Consider the following 14,483-nt stretch of genomic DNA (forward strand, 5'->3'; position numbering starts at 1 on the left):
CGCGACCCGTCCGGGCCGCAGCCGCGCGGCAGGGCGGGCTATTTCAGCTTGATGGCGAAGTGCTTGCGCACCGGCTCCTCGATGGTCCAGGTGCCCTTGAATGTCGGCTCGACCACGAAGGCATCGCCCGGCGTCAGCGTGACGGGTTCCCCGCCGTCGGGGGTGATGGTGATCCGGCCCTCGATCAGGTGGACAAATTCGTAGAACTGGTAGCTGGCGTGCCAGGTGCCGGTCGTCGCCTCCCAGGTGCCCGAGATCATGCTGCCATCGGCCGAACTGTGCTGCACCCAATAGCGCATGGTCGGGTTGCCGTCGATCTTGGTCCAACCCTCCAGATCTGTGGTGATGGGCTCGGGGCCCGGTGCGGGAAAGCGGAAAACCGTGTCGCTCATGTCTGTCCTCGTGCGCCGTCTTTTCGGTCGAGGCTCTTGGTAGGCGCCGCCCGCACGGCGTGCAAGCGGGACGATCAGCGGGCTGGCGCGCCCATCGCAGGGGCTGGCGGATCGGCGCCAGATCGTCGATGACGGGAGGGCGCAGAGGGCGCGGGCAGGGACGGGGACAAGGCATGGAGATCCGCAGGGCAAGGGCATCGGACGCCGCGCATCTGGTGCGTTTCATCAACATGGCGGCGGATGATCTGCCGCTGCATTTCTGGCGCAAGTCGGTCGGCCCGGACGGCGATCCCTGGGCCTTGGGCGCAGAACGCGCGGCGCGCGAGACGGGAAATTTTTCCTATCGCAACGCCTGGCTGGCCGAGGTCGAGGGTCAGGTCGCGGCCTGCCTGCTTGGCTATGGCGCCGAAGCCGAGCCCGAACCCATCGACCCCGACACGCCGCCGATCTTTGTGCCGCTGCTGGAACTGGAGGCCTTGGCACCGGGATCGTGGTACCTGAACGTTCTGGCGACCCATGCGGCGTTTCGCGGCATGGGCCTGGGCAGTGCCCTGCTGGCGCAGGCCGAGACGATCGCCGCTTCGGCCGGCCATGCCAGCATCAGCCTGATCGTTGCGGACACGCATCAGGACGCACTGCGCCTCTATGCCGCCAAGGGCTACCGCGAGGTTGCCCGCCGCCCCGTCGTCAAGGGCGACTGGCAGGTCAATGCGGCGGAGTGGCTGCTGTTCATCAAGCCCCTGGGTCCCGCCTGATCTGGCAGTAACCTGCGGGTTTGTCCCGAACCCGCCGTCCATGGGGACGGTCCGCAGCGCCTTGGCGCGCGGTGCTACCACCTTGGCATCTGGGTACTCTGGTCTCCGCTCTGCCAATGTCTCAGGTCTGAGCCGGCATTGACCCGCCCTCCCTGCGAACTTCAAGGGAAGGCCTGCCATTGGGCGCGGGCAGAGAACCTGTCATTCACGCTGCACTTCCTGGGACTGGGGGGAGAACCTGCGCTTTTCCATGCAAGGGGGGCTTCGTCCGCAGCGCCTCCTTTCCAGAAAAGGCGCGCACCAGTTTCATCAAGAAAGTGGGGTCGGCCCGCTCAGTTGGTAAACGCCGGTCTTTGGATGCTTGCTCGGGCTGGGCATCCTGAGGGGCAATGCAAGCCACCTCTGTGTACCAGCAAGGGGGCTTCTAGCCTCCGAAATGGAAAAAGTTCTTCAAGAAAAACTGGTGCTGTGAGAGAGGATTGAGCTCTAGTAGATGTTATAAAAATCAGAGACTTATTCAGGTTTCTGGCACCTGATTTAGCCGTTATTCTGGCACCAGGTTAACGTTGCGTCATTCTGCTTGATCACATGACCGCAGAGGCTTCGTCTGGTTTCGTGGTTTCGTGGTTTCGTGGTTTCGTGGTTTCGTGGTTTCGTGGTTTCGTGGTTTCGTGGTTTCGTGGTTTCGTGGTTTCGTGGTTTCGTGGTTTCGTGGTTTCGTGGTTTCGTGGTTTCGTGGTTTCGTGGTTTCGTGGTCCGGGGAGCGAAAAGGGCAGGGACCGACCGCAGGCTGCTCGATCAAGGTCGTGCAGTTGAGGAATGGGCAGTTTCGCACAACCTCCCATTCCATTGTTGTGCTCTACTTCCCGAAAATGGCGCGCAGGGCCGCTCTTGAACGAGCGGTCAGCTTAGGATCGGTATTGCCGGAGGCTTCCCGGATCTCGTCCAGCCATGCGCGTTCATTCAGGGTGGTCGGCGTCCCGAAGACCTCGAGCACGGCAACGGATGCGGTTTTCCCCACGGCCTGCTCCAGGGCGAGACGCATGAGGTAAGCTGGATCCGTCTCGAGTGCTCGGGCCAAGGCCGGCACGCGGTCGAGGGGGATCTTCGATGCGCCCGATTTGAACATCGAGATGAGGTTTCCGTTGGCGAAACCCGCTTCATGGGCGATCTGCTTCTGGTTCTTGCGATGGGCCAGAAGCTCGGTCTGGCGGCGCAGGAAGACGGCGGCCGGGGTGTTCGAGAATGGGTTGGTCATGGTCGTCTTGCTCATAAGCTGTTGCTGATGAGACGAATCTATCGGCCTGTGCGGCGGTATGCGCTTGGGAGCTGGCGCCTGGTCGATGGGAAGACCGAAGTCCTAGAAGGGGCGCGCCGAGATCATGGGGGTGCTTCGGGACCCCGGACAGTTCCGTGGTCGGACCCTCCACTTTGGTCGCCGACCGCGTGCAGGGTAATTTTGATCACCCAGGTTCGCCGCTAAAGCAGGCGCTTGTTGGGTGGCTTGTCCACGCGACATGGTGAGGTGCGTCGGGTGCCATGTGCTCCCCTGCGCGTTTCCTGCTGGCCAAAACCCTTCGCCGGCCGGAGGGGGCAGGGGTGCCTGTCAACTGAATGCGCCCCATCCACCGGCCGCTCCAGACGGCTCGTCCCTGACGGCCCGGTCGAAATAGTCGCGGTCTTCGAGACTGAACTCAACCAGCAGCGCATCCTGGATCACTTGTGCCTGCGCGTTAAGGCCATCGGCTAATGACTTAGGGGCGCGTTGGGCCGAGAGATCGGAGATCTGCCTTGCAAGCCGGGTGATCTGTTTGATCGTCCGCGCGACGGGCGGCTTGCCGAAGCCCAGATCGAACAGCAGCCCGTGCAGCGCATCGACGCCAAAGTCCTCGGCAAAGCGCGCATCGCCATGCCTGAAGGAGAGTTCATGCGTCACGCGCCGGTCCATGAACACGGGCACCACATCATAGAGCGGCGCCAAGCGCACCGTCCGTCCCTGATAGAGAAGCGAGGTGTTCTTGCCGTGATTGTCTGTATTGCCCACCAGCAGGTTGAACAGCGTCTGCGCCAGAAACTCCCTCCGTGCCACAGCCGGCACGGTCGTCTGTGCCAGGATGACGTTCACGTCGGCGGCCGAGAAGCGGCGATGCGGATCCACGGCGTCGCGTTCGTATTTGAGGCTGGGCGGCAGGCCGAGCGCCTGGCAGAAATCCTCGGCGTGACGGCGATGGATCGTTCCTGCCCCGTCGACGATTTGGACCTCGCGGTCGAACCGCGTCGAGAGCAGCGTGTTGACGCGCATCCCCTCGACCTCGAAGACGAGGTCTCGGCTGAGGGCGGCATCGATCCCGACCTGGGTGGCGATCTGCAGCAACACCGTCTCGTGGCGCGTGATGTCGGGATCGAAGTTCGGGGACACCTTCAGGATGTGCGTGGTCGGCGCGCGAGAGCCTTCCTTGGGCAGCCAAACCCTGTCGTCCACCATGAGGCAGGCGATCTTGCCCTGGACGCCCGCGACTGGTGACGGGTTCCGCTCGGCTTCGGGCATGCGACGGTGCTGATGTAGCGACTGCACGATCCGGGTCAGCCGGTCCTGCGAGATAGGCTCGTAATCCTCGGGGAACCGGCCCGGCATCTTTCCGGGGCCCGTGCCCTCGGGCGTGACTGAGATTGCGCCTGGACAGTCCGCGCCCAGATGCCACAACAGCGCGCCGATGTCGCCGCGATCGATGCCAAAGCCGTCGAGGACCCGTTCAAGCTGCGGTCCTTCGAACAGGAGGTTGCCGAAATACCCTCGGCAGGCGGCGTCGCTGTATTGCGTCGTTGCGATCGGCAGGGACATTGAGATCCGATGCTGGGCAGGGACATCATCGGCATAGGTAAAGGACAGGCTTTTGTCGTCGGCCCGGCTGAGCCGACCCACGGGCGCGTCCCGCCCCTCGATCCAGACGTCCATCCTCACGTGCGCGGCTCCGCGAAGAGGTCAATGCCGAGGATGGCACACAGCCTGAGATAGGTATCGAGATGTGAGCGACGGCTGCCGCGCTCTATCTTCGAGAGGTTTCCGGCGTCGATCCCCGCCATCGACGCCAATTCATGCTGCGCGATGCCAAGCCGCTCGCGGTGCGAGCGGATCACCTCGCCCAGGTCGGAGGCGTTGAGAAGCTGCCGACGGAGCATGTCTTGGGCATCATCATGATCCTGTCTGCCCGCCATGGCTGGCCCTCCCGGCGCAAATTGGCTTCAGCGCCAAGGATAAAGGGAAAGACAAGCCATAGGCAAGATAATTGGCGCAGACGCCAAGATAGCATGAGGTAAGCCGCTGCAAGGGGAGAAATTGGCTACGACGCCAAGATGGTGGTGAGCAGGCTGCAAGACGTGATGCAGTGTCGACGCTGTTGGGCGCGGCGATCTCGATCATCGGCTGCTGATGCAGCAAGGGGTGGCGTCGCGGTGGGATTGTTCCGCACCTGCCCGTGGAGATGCCTTGCAATGCCATCCGCGCGGCGCAGCACCATGGCCGATGGCGTGCCCGCAAAGGCGGCAAAGCGTGCTTGAAAACAGCTCGGCTTCTGGATCCCTTGTCCGGATCGGAAGGCGCCTTCGATAGGGAGCCTATGAGGACTGCCCGCTCTGCAATGGTGGCTGATCCTGACGGACGGCATCCTCTACACCGCCGGCTTCGCCTTCTACCTTTCGCCGCGTCTGCGGTTTCACCGGACGATCTGGCACGGGTTCGTCATGGCGGCGGGCGTGGTCTTTCTCGCTGCGGCCATCGTGCATGTGCTGGAATAGAAGAGGCCAGCTTGGCACGCAGATTTATTTGGCTTCTCATCCAAGCGTCGGTCCGGACTGGTTCGTGCGCAGTTCGGCGCTACCGGAAGGGAAGAGCAGAGCGCGGTCAATCAGGCGCCATGCTCAGCGATCGGAAGGGTCAAGGCTGTTGAACCAGTCAATATAAGGGGTGTTGCGGATCATCTTCCGCCCAAAGTCTGGTGCCCCGTCGGTCCACCAGACGGGACCGCGCTCGCCAAGTTGCTGCTTGGCTTCATCGACGGCCTGACGCGCCTGCTTCTCGGCTGCCTTGTCGCCAGCGGCGAGCGCGTTCTTCACGGCACGGCGCGCGGTCATCAGCGAAGACACGTGCCGGGCGCGGACAGCCTCGTCCAGCGACGGATCGGCGGCTCGCCAGAGACGGCCGCGAACGACGATGTAACGGCCGTCCGGCGTGTGAAGTGGGCCTTTTCCGCTCATGGTTGTTGATAGCCTAAGCCGCTCTTGTCCGAGGGCCAATGCCGGCACAGGCCCATAAGCGCTCGGAAGCAGGGTATGCGTTCAGTGAGCGCGTCGAGCTGACGCCCGGACGAAGTTCTATGATGGACAGGCACCTCGCATTGGGTCACGCATGCTCTCATCGAAGAAGTGCCTCGATAACCAATTTGGGCGGCCCCGAACCCGCCTTATGCATGACGGGAGATGCGGACCTGGAGCCAGATGGCCTCTTGGACGTCGGTTTCTTCGGTGAGCGGGTTCGGCCAGAGCGAGGCCGGGGCACCTCGCTTGCGCGGTCCAGAAAAGGTCCGGGGTCGCTTGATCGTCCGGTGTCGAGTGATCCGCCATGTCGCTTCCTCGTAGGGTGAACCGCTCCGGGTTTGCCGGAGGCTCCAACTCCTGAGTAGGATGGAGCATCATGAGCAAGACGACGAACAAGTTTTCCCCCGAAGTGCGCGAGCGTGCAGTGCGCCTGGTTCTCGACAATGAGGGTCAGCATGGATCGCGCTGGCAGGCAGTCATGTCGATTTCCGCGAAGATCGGCTGTGCGCCGCAGACCCTGAACGAGTGGGTCAAGAAGGCCGAGGTCGACAGCGGCAAGCGCTCTGGCATCCCGACCCACATGGCAGAGAAGATGAAGGCGCTGGAGCGGGAGAACCGGGAACTGCGCCAGGCCAACGAGATCCTGCGCAAGGCGAGCGCATAATTTGCGATGGCGGAGCTCGACCGCCGGTCGAAGTGATGGTCGGGTTCATCGACGATCAGCGAGGGAAGCACGGGGTCGAGCCGATCTGCAGGGTTCTGCCGATCGCCCCGTCCACCTACTACGATCACCTGGCGAAGCGGGCCGATCCGGCCCGATTGTCGGATCGCACCCGGCGCGACGCAGCGCTGCGGCCCGAGATCGAGCGTGTCTTCGAAGAGAACTGGCGCGTCTACGGCGTGCGCAAGGTCTGGCGTCAGCTGGATCGGGAAGGCTTCGATGTCGCCCGTTGCACAGTCGCCAGACTGATGAAGGACATGGGTATTCAAGGCATCATCCGGGGCAAGCCGCACAAGACTACGATCCCCGACAAGAAGGCCTCGTGCCCGCTGGACAAGGTGAACCGGCAGTTCCGCGTGCCTGCGCCGAACATGCTCTGGGTCAGCGATTTCACTTACGTCGCCACCTGGAAGGGGTTTGTGTATGTCGCCTTCGTCATCGATGCCTATGCCCGCAAGATCGTCGGCTGGCGGGCGAGCCAAACAGCCCATGCAGGCTTCGTTCTCGATGCCCTCGAACAGGCTGTCCACGATCGCCGCCCAGCCAAGGGCGCGGGGCTCGTCCACCATTCCGACCGCGGGTCGCAATACCTGTCGATCAAATACACCGAGAGGCTGGGCGAGGCCGGCATCGAACCTTCCGTCGGCAGTGTCGGCGATAGCTACGACAATGCCTTGGCGGAGACGATCAATGGCCTGTTCAAGGCCGAGGTCATCCACCGTCGTGGGCCGTGGCGCAACTTCGAGGCTGTCGAATATGCCACCCTCGAATGGGTAGACTGGTTCAACAACCGCCGCCTGCTCGAGCTGATCGGGAACATCCCGCCGGCCGAAGCGGAGGCAAACTTCTACGCCGCTCTGGAAGCTGAAGACATGGCCGCGTAACTAATCCCAATCAGCCTCCGGAAAACCGGGCGCGGTTCAATCCACCTCCGAGGTGACGCTTGGCGCGGCCAGGAAGTCCATGGAGATCCTGGAGAGGAACGAACTCCTCGTGCGCAGGCGCCGGGGCCGGAACATGATCATTCTGCCGACCGAGCGCCATTACGACTGCTTCCGGCCGGCACGGCCTTTGTTGACCGGAGCGGTTTCTTGACCTTTTCAACCAGAAATTGCTCCACCTGACCGGAGACAACCAAAACTGCGAAAAGTTCTAATCCTTCTCGCCTCTAATATATAGAAGTTAAGAAGTAACTATTACTATAGATTAGAGGCGACGAGGATTAGATAAAAAATTCTGCGAGACAATCTGGAAGGTGAAGGCTACGCCGATGAAACCACAGTCTCCGGCCGGACGAAGAAGCGCATGACCCCCGGTTTCGGCCGCTAGGCATTGGTTTCTGGCCGTGCCACAGGATGAACAGGCCGGACAGCACGATCAGCCCCGAACCCGCCAGCATGCCGAGCATCAGTGTTTCGTCGACGAAAAGACTGCCGAGGGCTGCACCGAACAGCCGACACCGCCTTGACTAGCGCGTCCTCCACGGCGAAGGCCGCCATGGCCGCGATCATCCAAGCCGCGCCGACAAGGTTTTGACGGTGGATGGGGTCCGCTTGCATGTCGCTGGTCCTTTGGTTGCCGATGGCGGCTGTTACGGCTGCCTATGGCCCCACATCCGCTTTCGCAAATGGCCCGGCGGCCACATGGCCCTCGAACAGAAGCGTCTTGCGGTCATGATCTGCCCAAGGCCCCTCGCGCATCCTGCGTGCGGAGGAGCCGCCGATGACCGCCATGACCGACCTTCTTGACCTGATCCAGATTAGGCACCGAGCTGCACGATATCTACACCAGCTTTCGCGACACCGACGATTACCTCCAGCTCCTACTGGAGCTGCGCCCGCGGTTGGTCAGCTTCCACCTGGGCCTGCCTTGGCCCGATCAGATCGCAGCCCTGCGTGCGGGCGGGCTCGTGCTGATCGGCAGCGCGACGTCGCCGGTCAAGGCTCGCGCCATCGAGGCGGCGGGTTCCATGCCGTCATTGCACAGGGTTGGGAGTCCGGAGGCCACGCGGCCTCTTCGATCCGGCCGGTCTAGACGAGCGCCTTTCCACGACAGACCTGCTGCGCGCGCTGCTGGAGGAGGTGTCCCTACCGGTCATCGCTGCCGGCGGGATCATGGACGCGCGCGACATCCGTCGGATGCTAGACCGTGGCGCGGCGGCTGCGCAACTGGAGGTCTTGGCGAGGGAGATGGCCAGTTAACCCCCGGCTCGTGAAAGCACGGAACGGCCCCTAGCGGAACGGACGGCCCTCGACGGGCGCCGCAGTGCAGCTTTCCGAAGCGGACCTTGGTGCTTGGCGAAGCAAATTCGACCAGGCAGCGTCTCTTAAAGCGGGACCTTTCGGCTGTTCGCTGAACCTGCAGCCTAACCGCCTACATTCCTGCGGAAGTCACGTTGAAGGTCGGCAACCGACTGACGGTAGTGCGAAACGGCAGCCGCAGCATCTGGTCAAAGCGAACACTCGTCAGCGCGAGGCACTGAATTGCGAACGGTGCGTTGGTCGCTGATCAGCCGCATGTGCATAGACGGCTACAAGTTGCTGCGTTTGATTGCGTGCGCTGCAGGCGCGCCTACTCAGCCTGCGGACCAGCCTCCATCAAGCATCAACGCACTTCCCGTCATCAGCCCGGATGCGTCGGATGCCAAGAAGACCGCTGCGCCGATGATATCATCCACCGTGCCGAGGCGGCCGAGCTTGATCTTCGATAAAACCTCGTCACGGAATGCGGTATCTTCGAAGTAGGGGCGGGTCAGGGGCGTGTCGATAAAGGTCGGGCAGATGGTGTTGACTCGGATGGCGTGCAGTCCCAACTCGATCGCAGCGGCCTTGGTGAAACCTTCGAGCCCCCACTTGGACGCGCAATAAAGTGACCGGTTCGCAGCGCCGACATGGCCCATCTGGCTCGACATGTTGATGACCGAGCCGGCGATTCCCTCGGCCACCATCCGCCGCGTCACCGCCTGCAGCACGAAGATGGCGGCGCGGAGGTTCCGGCCTAGGATCAGGTCGTAGTCATCCAGCGTGATCTCGAACAGGGGGCGGGGACGGTTGGTCCCGGCGTTGTTGACAAGGACGTGGAAGGCCGGCCGCGTCTCGATCAGCGCGGTGAAGGCCGGGATGTCGGTGACGTCGGCGACCATCGCGTCGGCGGCAAGACCTTGGCCGTGCAGGTCCGCCACGGCCGCTTCCACCTCATCCCTGCTGCGCGCGCAGAGCGTCACGGTGGCCCCGCGCTCAGCATAGGCGCGGGCGATGGCCAGTCCAATGCCGCGACCCGCGCCCGTCACCAGCGCACGCTTGCCGTCCAGCCGGAACATGTCGCTGCTCATTCCGCTGCCTCCCCGTAACCCACATTCCGCTCGCCATAGCGGCGCACGCGGATGTTGCACTGTTCGGCATGGCCGACGAAGCCTTCCAGCAGACACAGGCGCGAGCCATAAGCGCCGATGGTTGCCGCCGCCTCGTCGGTAGTGACGCGCTGGTAGCTGTGGGTCTTCAGGAACTTGCCAACCCACAGGCCGCCGGTATAGCGCCCGGCCTTTTTGGTCGGCAGCGTGTGGTTCGTGCCGATTACCTTGTCGCCATTTGCCACGTTTGTGCGCGGTCCAAGAAACAGCGCGCCGTAGCTGTGCATCTGTTCCAGATACCAGTCGTCGCGATCCGTCATCACCTGCACATGCTCGTAGGCCATGTCGTTGGCGACCTGCAGCATCTCATCATGCGTGTCGCAGAGGATCACGTCGCCATAGTCGCGCCAGCTGATCGCCGCCGTATCTGCCGTTGGCAGGATCGCCAGCAGGCGCTCGATCTCGGCCAACGTGCCCTCGGCCAGCTTGCGCGATTTGGTGATAAGGCAGGCGGGCGAGTTGTAGCCGTGCTCGGCTTGGCCCAGCAGGTCGGTCGCGACCAATTCGGCGTCCACGGTGTCATCGGCGATTACCATAGTCTCGGTCGGCCCGGCAAAGAGGTCGATCCCGACCCGGCCGTAAAGCTGACGCTTCGCCTCGGCCACGAAGGCGTTGCCGGGGCCGACCAGCATGTCGACGGGTGCGAGCGTCTCGGTGCCTAGCGCCATGGCGCCGACGGCCTGGATGCCGCCGAGGACATAGATCTCGTGCGCGCCGGCCATGTGCATGGCGGCGATCACCGCTGGGTTCGGCTCGCCCCTGAAGGGGGGCGTGGCGGCGATGATCCGCGGCACGCCGGCGACGGCGGCGGTCAGGACGGACATGTGGGCCGAGGCGACCATCGGGAACTTGCCGCCGGGGACGTAGCAGCCGACCGACCGAACGGGGATGTTGCGGTGGCCGAGGATGACCCCCGGCAGCGTCTCGACCTCGATGTCCTGCATCGAGGCGCGCTGCGCCTCGGCGAAGCGGCGCACTTGGGTTTGGGCGAAGCGGATGTCGTCCAGATCGCGCGGTGCGACGCGGGCGATCAGCGCCTGGATCTGGTCATCGGACAGGCGGAAGCTTTCCGGCGTGTAGCCGTCGAACTTCGCCGCCATCTCGCGCACGGCCTCGTCGCCCCGCGCCTGGATTGCGGCCAACGTCTCTTCAACGCTGGCGCGGACGGCGTCGTCGTCCTGGCTGCGTTCTTCGGCGGGTTTGCCGGTCTTCAGGTGGTGGATCGCCATGATCTCTCTGACTCCTTGCTGGATGTGCCGGCCTCAGCCCAGCATCCCTGTATCGCCGCAGACCGACAGCGCCTGTCCAGAGATGGTGCGCCCGCGGGGGCTGGCCAGGAATAGGATCTGGTCCGCGATCTGCTGCGGGCTGACGTAGTCGCGGATCGAGGTGAACGAAAACGCCTCGGCCTCGGCCTGCTCGAAGCCGATCCCGCGCGCGGCTGCACGCGATTGCAGAACCCGCCGCTGCCGCTCGCCCGCGACAAGGCCCGGAAGAACGGCGTTGACCCGGATGCGGTCCGGGCCAAGCTCGGCGGCCATGGACTTGGTCAGCCCGATGACGCCCCACTTTGCCGCCGCATAGGGGCTGCGCAGCCGAAACCCAAGCCGACCGGCAAGGGACGAGATGTTCACGATGGACGGGTTGTCGCTGTCGCGCAGAAAGGGCACGGCGTGGCCGATTGTCACGAATTGGCTGGTCAGGCAGATCGACAGGCAGCGCTCGATTTCCGCCAGGTCCAGCTCCTCGATGCGACCGGTTGGACCGGCAATGCCGGCGTTGTTCACGAGGCAGTCGAGCCCGCCCATTCGCTCGGCCATGCGGCTGACAAAGGCGCCAAGGGCGGCGTGATCCGATACGTCAACCCGGTCATGCGCAACCTCGGCCGGCAGGCCCGCCAGCGCCTCAGCGTCGATGTCGCAGGTGGCGACGCGGGCGCCCTCGGTCAGAAACGCGTCGACGATGGCGCGGCCGATCCCGCGGGCGCCTGCGGTCACAACCACCCGTGCTCCTTGAAGCTGCATGTCCATGTAGGGTCCTTTCAGAGGTTCAGCGGCCGGTCAGCGCCAGAGAAAGCCACGGCACAAAGCTGATGATGATCAGAAGCCCCAGCATCAGCGCAACAAACGGCAGAACCGCCAACGACAGCCGCGCGATCGACGTCTTCGCCAAGGTCGAGGCGATGAAGAGGTTCAACCCAACCGGCGGCGTAAACATGCCCATTGCCAGGTTCACCACCATGATGATGCCGAAATGCACGGGATGAATGCCGAAGTTAATCGCGATGGGCAGCAGGATCGGGGTGAAGATCAGGATCGCTGCTGCCGCTTCCAGGAACATGCCGACAAAAAGGAGCAGCACGTTGACGAGGATAATGAACAGCCATGGGCTCTCGATGGCGCCGATGACGAAATCAGAGATGGCGGCCGGCACCTGAAGCGACAGGATGATGCGGCCATAAAGCCCTGCCGTCGCGATGATGCTGAGCACCACGGCTGAGGTGATTGCGCTGTCGCGCAAAATGGTGGGAAGCGCCCGCAGCGGCAGCTCGCGGTAAATTAGGACACCGACCAGCAGCGAATACACCACGGCGATGACCGCGGCCTCAGTCGGGGTGACGACGCCGCCATAGATGCCGCCTAGGATCAGCACGGGCATCAGCAGCGCCAGTATCGCCTTGCGGCCGGCCCGCAGCATCTCAGACACGCTTGCGCGCTCATCACGGACGGCAGGGTGGCGCAGCGCGTGAAGCCACGCGAAGATCATCAGCCCACCTACGACGACGAAGCCGGGCAGGAAGCCCGCAGCGAACATGTCACCCACCGACTGGTTGGCCGAGATGGCGTAAAGGATCAGTGGGATGGACGGTGGGATGATGACGCCCAGTGCACCCGAGGCTGCCTGGTTTGCCGCCGCATAGGAGGCGCTGTAGCCCTGCGCCACCATCGCCGGGATCAGGATCGCGCCCACCGCGGCCGTCGTCGCCGCGCCCGAGCCCGAGATCGCGGCAAAGAAGGCCGACGTGACGATGGCGACCATCGCCAGCCCGCCATTCATGCTGCCGACGAGCGTGCGCGAGAAGGCGACCAGCCGGTGCGAGATGCCACCCTGTTGCATCAAGTTGCCGGCCAGGATGAAGAACGGGATGGCCAGCAGGGGGAACGAGTTGATCGAGCGGATCATCTCTTGCGGGACGATCAGCATCGGCATCAGCTCGCCCTGCCAGATCGTTGCGATCGCGGCGAGGCCGAGCGCAAAGGCCACCGGCACCCCCGCCAAAAGCAGGACCAGAAGAACGCCGAAGAGGATCGCGGTCATGGCTGGACCCGTGGCTGCGGCCGAAGGCTGTCGGCGATGACGGCAAGCGCGTTCAGCAGGATCATCGCAGCGCCCGCCGGCATGGCCGCGTAGAGCCAAGCCATCGAGACGCGCGTGCTGGGCGCCGTTTGGGGAAGGACGCGCTGCGTGATCGCCCATCCCTCGCGCAGCAGCACCAGCGCGAACACGGCCGAAGCGAGGGCCACGGCAATCTTCAGCGCAGTGGCGATGCGGGGACCCACCAGGCCCGGCAGTAGTTCGACCGCGATCAGCGCGCCGTAGCGATAGGCATAGGCCGCGCCCAGCATCGTCAGCCAGACGGTGGAGAAGCGGGCCACTTCCTCGGAGAAGGTCAGCGAGTTGCCCATCACGTAGCGCGCAAAGACCTGCCAGCTAATCAGCACCGTCATCACGGCCATCAGCACCGCCATAAGCCAGCCGATCACCCAGTTGACTCCCTCAACGCTGCGAACAACAGCCTTCAGAACAGCTTGCATCGCTTCCCCCTTTTCATGATTGGTCGAAGGGCCTTCCGGGATTCGGTGCCCCGGCCGTGCCGCCTTACGACGAGGTAGCTTGTGCAGCCTCGACCAGCTCGGCGCCAACAGTGTCCTTCCACTGATCGATCACGGGCTGCACCCGCTCGCGGAACGGCGCCAGATCGGGGCGCGTCACGGTCATGCCGAGGCTCTCCAGCTCGGCGATCAGATCCTGCTCCATCCGCTGCGACGCCTCCCGTTGGACGGGCACCGCAAGAGCCGCGGCTTCCAGCACGAGAGCCTGATCCTCCTCCGACAGCGAGTTGAAGAGCTGCGCGCCCATCATCAGCGGAGCCGGGGAATAGACGTGCTGCGTCAGGTTCAGGTAACGCTGCACGTCGTAGAACTTGACGTCATAGATGGTCGGGATCGGGTTTTCTTGGCTGTCCATCACGCCCTGCTGCAAAGCTGTGAAGACCTCGGTCCATGCCATGGGCGAAGCGTTGGCACCAAGTGCGGTCCAAGTGTCCACCTGCACGCGGCTTTCCTGCGTGCGGTGGCGGATGCCGTTCAGGTCGTCCGGGCTATTCAGCGGGCGGACGTTGTTGGTGTTGTGTCGGAAGCCGTTCTCCATCCAGCCGAGGATCTTCACATTAGCCTCGTTCTCCAGCTTCTCGGCAAGCGCTTCGCCATGCTCGCCGTCGAGGAAGCCATAGGCGGCCTCGGCGCTGGTGAAGATATAGGGCAGATCGAAGAGCAGGAAGTCGTTGACAAAGCCGCCCATCGGCCCGGTCGAGGTGATGCCCATGTCGATGAGGCCTAGGCCCATCCCCTCCACCACCTCGCGCTCGGCGCCCAGAGCGTTGTCGTATTGCGGGCGGATGGTCAGGCGTCCTTCGGACAGCCGCTCCAGCTCTTCGCCGAACTTGTGGACGCCAACGGCTTGGTGGGATTCCGGGCCGAGGGGCAGGCTGACCTCGAAGCTGCGCGTGTCCTGCGCACTGGCCGCGCCTGCCGCCAGCAGAACAGCTGGAATGATGGTGGTGAAGTGCCGCATGTCGTTTCCTCCCGTCGATGAAGCTGGCGCCATCCCCC

14 protein-coding genes and 1 other annotated feature are annotated in these 14,483 nt (G+C 63.7%); of the genes, 3 read left to right on the forward strand and 11 right to left on the reverse strand.

Going from position 1 to position 14,483, the window contains the following annotated elements:
* Positions 1-38: 38 nt before the first annotated feature.
* Positions 39-392 (reverse strand): cupin domain-containing protein, encoded by a 354-nt coding sequence (locus ACZ2G3_RS05845; protein WP_470398296.1) that lies wholly within the window; start codon positions 390-392, stop codon positions 39-41.
* Positions 393-565: 173 nt separating this feature from the next.
* Here ACZ2G3_RS05845 and ACZ2G3_RS05850 point away from each other — a divergent pair, with 173 nt between their 5' ends.
* Entirely contained in the window at positions 566-1,147 is a 582-nt protein-coding gene (locus ACZ2G3_RS05850; RefSeq protein WP_470398297.1) for a GNAT family N-acetyltransferase, read from the forward strand.
* 859 nt (positions 1,148-2,006) lie between these two features.
* Here the strand turns inward: ACZ2G3_RS05850 and ACZ2G3_RS05855 are convergent.
* The 4 genes from ACZ2G3_RS05855 to ACZ2G3_RS05870 all read right to left on the reverse strand — a co-directional run bounded on the left by ACZ2G3_RS05855 (position 2,007) and on the right by ACZ2G3_RS05870 (position 5,401).
* Entirely contained in the window at positions 2,007-2,420 is a 414-nt protein-coding gene (locus ACZ2G3_RS05855; RefSeq protein WP_470398298.1) for an XRE family transcriptional regulator, read from the reverse strand.
* Positions 2,421-2,753: 333 nt separating this feature from the next.
* On the reverse strand, positions 2,754-4,103 hold the full coding sequence (locus ACZ2G3_RS05860; RefSeq protein WP_470399059.1) for a HipA domain-containing protein: 1,350 nt from the start codon (positions 4,101-4,103) through the stop codon (positions 2,754-2,756).
* Positions 4,104-4,105: 2 nt separating this feature from the next.
* Entirely contained in the window at positions 4,106-4,363 is a 258-nt protein-coding gene (locus tag ACZ2G3_RS05865) for a helix-turn-helix domain-containing protein (RefSeq protein ID WP_470398300.1), read from the reverse strand.
* Positions 4,364-5,065: 702 nt separating this feature from the next.
* The gene (locus ACZ2G3_RS05870; protein ID WP_470398302.1) at positions 5,066-5,401 is read right to left on the reverse strand and encodes a hypothetical protein; all 336 of its coding nucleotides are present in this window, start codon (positions 5,399-5,401) and stop codon (positions 5,066-5,068) included.
* Positions 5,402-5,837: 436 nt separating this feature from the next.
* On the opposite strand from ACZ2G3_RS05870, the gene ACZ2G3_RS05875 reads away from it, so the two are divergent.
* A protein-coding gene (locus ACZ2G3_RS05875) for an IS3 family transposase (RefSeq protein ID WP_470398304.1) occupies positions 5,838-7,066 on the forward strand; the annotation gives its coding sequence in 2 pieces (ribosomal slippage) (positions 5,838-6,123 and positions 6,123-7,066; 1,230 coding nt in all).
* Positions 6,119-6,235: a sequence feature (AL1L pseudoknot), on the forward strand. It overlaps the preceding gene by 117 nt.
* A 1,197-nt stretch (positions 7,067-8,263) precedes the next feature.
* Positions 8,264-8,383 carry a nitronate monooxygenase gene (locus ACZ2G3_RS05880; RefSeq protein WP_470399061.1) on the forward strand — a complete coding sequence of 40 codons (120 nt, stop codon included), beginning with the start codon at positions 8,264-8,266 and terminating at the stop codon, positions 8,381-8,383.
* A 374-nt stretch (positions 8,384-8,757) separates the two neighbouring features.
* Here the strand turns inward: ACZ2G3_RS05880 and ACZ2G3_RS05885 are convergent, their stop codons facing one another.
* The 6 genes from ACZ2G3_RS05885 to ACZ2G3_RS05910 all read right to left on the reverse strand — a co-directional run bounded on the left by ACZ2G3_RS05885 (position 8,758) and on the right by ACZ2G3_RS05910 (position 14,445).
* Positions 8,758-9,513: an SDR family NAD(P)-dependent oxidoreductase gene (locus ACZ2G3_RS05885; protein ID WP_470398306.1), complete on the reverse strand. Its 756-nt coding sequence runs from the start codon at positions 9,511-9,513 to the stop codon at positions 8,758-8,760.
* Positions 9,510-10,820, reverse strand: a complete 1,311-nt coding sequence (gene hisD, locus ACZ2G3_RS05890) for a histidinol dehydrogenase (protein WP_470398308.1) — start codon at positions 10,818-10,820, stop codon at positions 9,510-9,512. The genes ACZ2G3_RS05885 and hisD overlap by 4 nt, the downstream gene beginning before the upstream one ends.
* A gap of 33 nt (positions 10,821-10,853) precedes the next feature.
* Positions 10,854-11,621 carry an SDR family oxidoreductase gene (locus ACZ2G3_RS05895; protein WP_470398310.1) on the reverse strand — a complete coding sequence of 256 codons (768 nt, stop codon included), beginning with the start codon at positions 11,619-11,621 and terminating at the stop codon, positions 10,854-10,856.
* A gap of 19 nt (positions 11,622-11,640) precedes the next feature.
* Positions 11,641-12,909: a TRAP transporter large permease gene (locus ACZ2G3_RS05900; protein WP_470398312.1), complete on the reverse strand. Its 1,269-nt coding sequence runs from the start codon at positions 12,907-12,909 to the stop codon at positions 11,641-11,643.
* The gene (locus tag ACZ2G3_RS05905; protein WP_470398314.1) at positions 12,906-13,355 is read right to left on the reverse strand and encodes a TRAP transporter small permease; all 450 of its coding nucleotides are present in this window, start codon (positions 13,353-13,355) and stop codon (positions 12,906-12,908) included. Before ACZ2G3_RS05905 ends, ACZ2G3_RS05900 begins: the two co-directional genes overlap by 4 nt.
* A gap of 115 nt (positions 13,356-13,470) precedes the next feature.
* Complete coding sequence (locus ACZ2G3_RS05910) at positions 13,471-14,445, reverse strand: DctP family TRAP transporter solute-binding subunit (protein WP_470398316.1); 975 nt, start codon at positions 14,443-14,445, stop codon at positions 13,471-13,473.
* Positions 14,446-14,483: the final 38 nt, after the last annotated feature.

It is taken from the genome of Paracoccus sp. KKT209, from assembly GCF_055635455.1.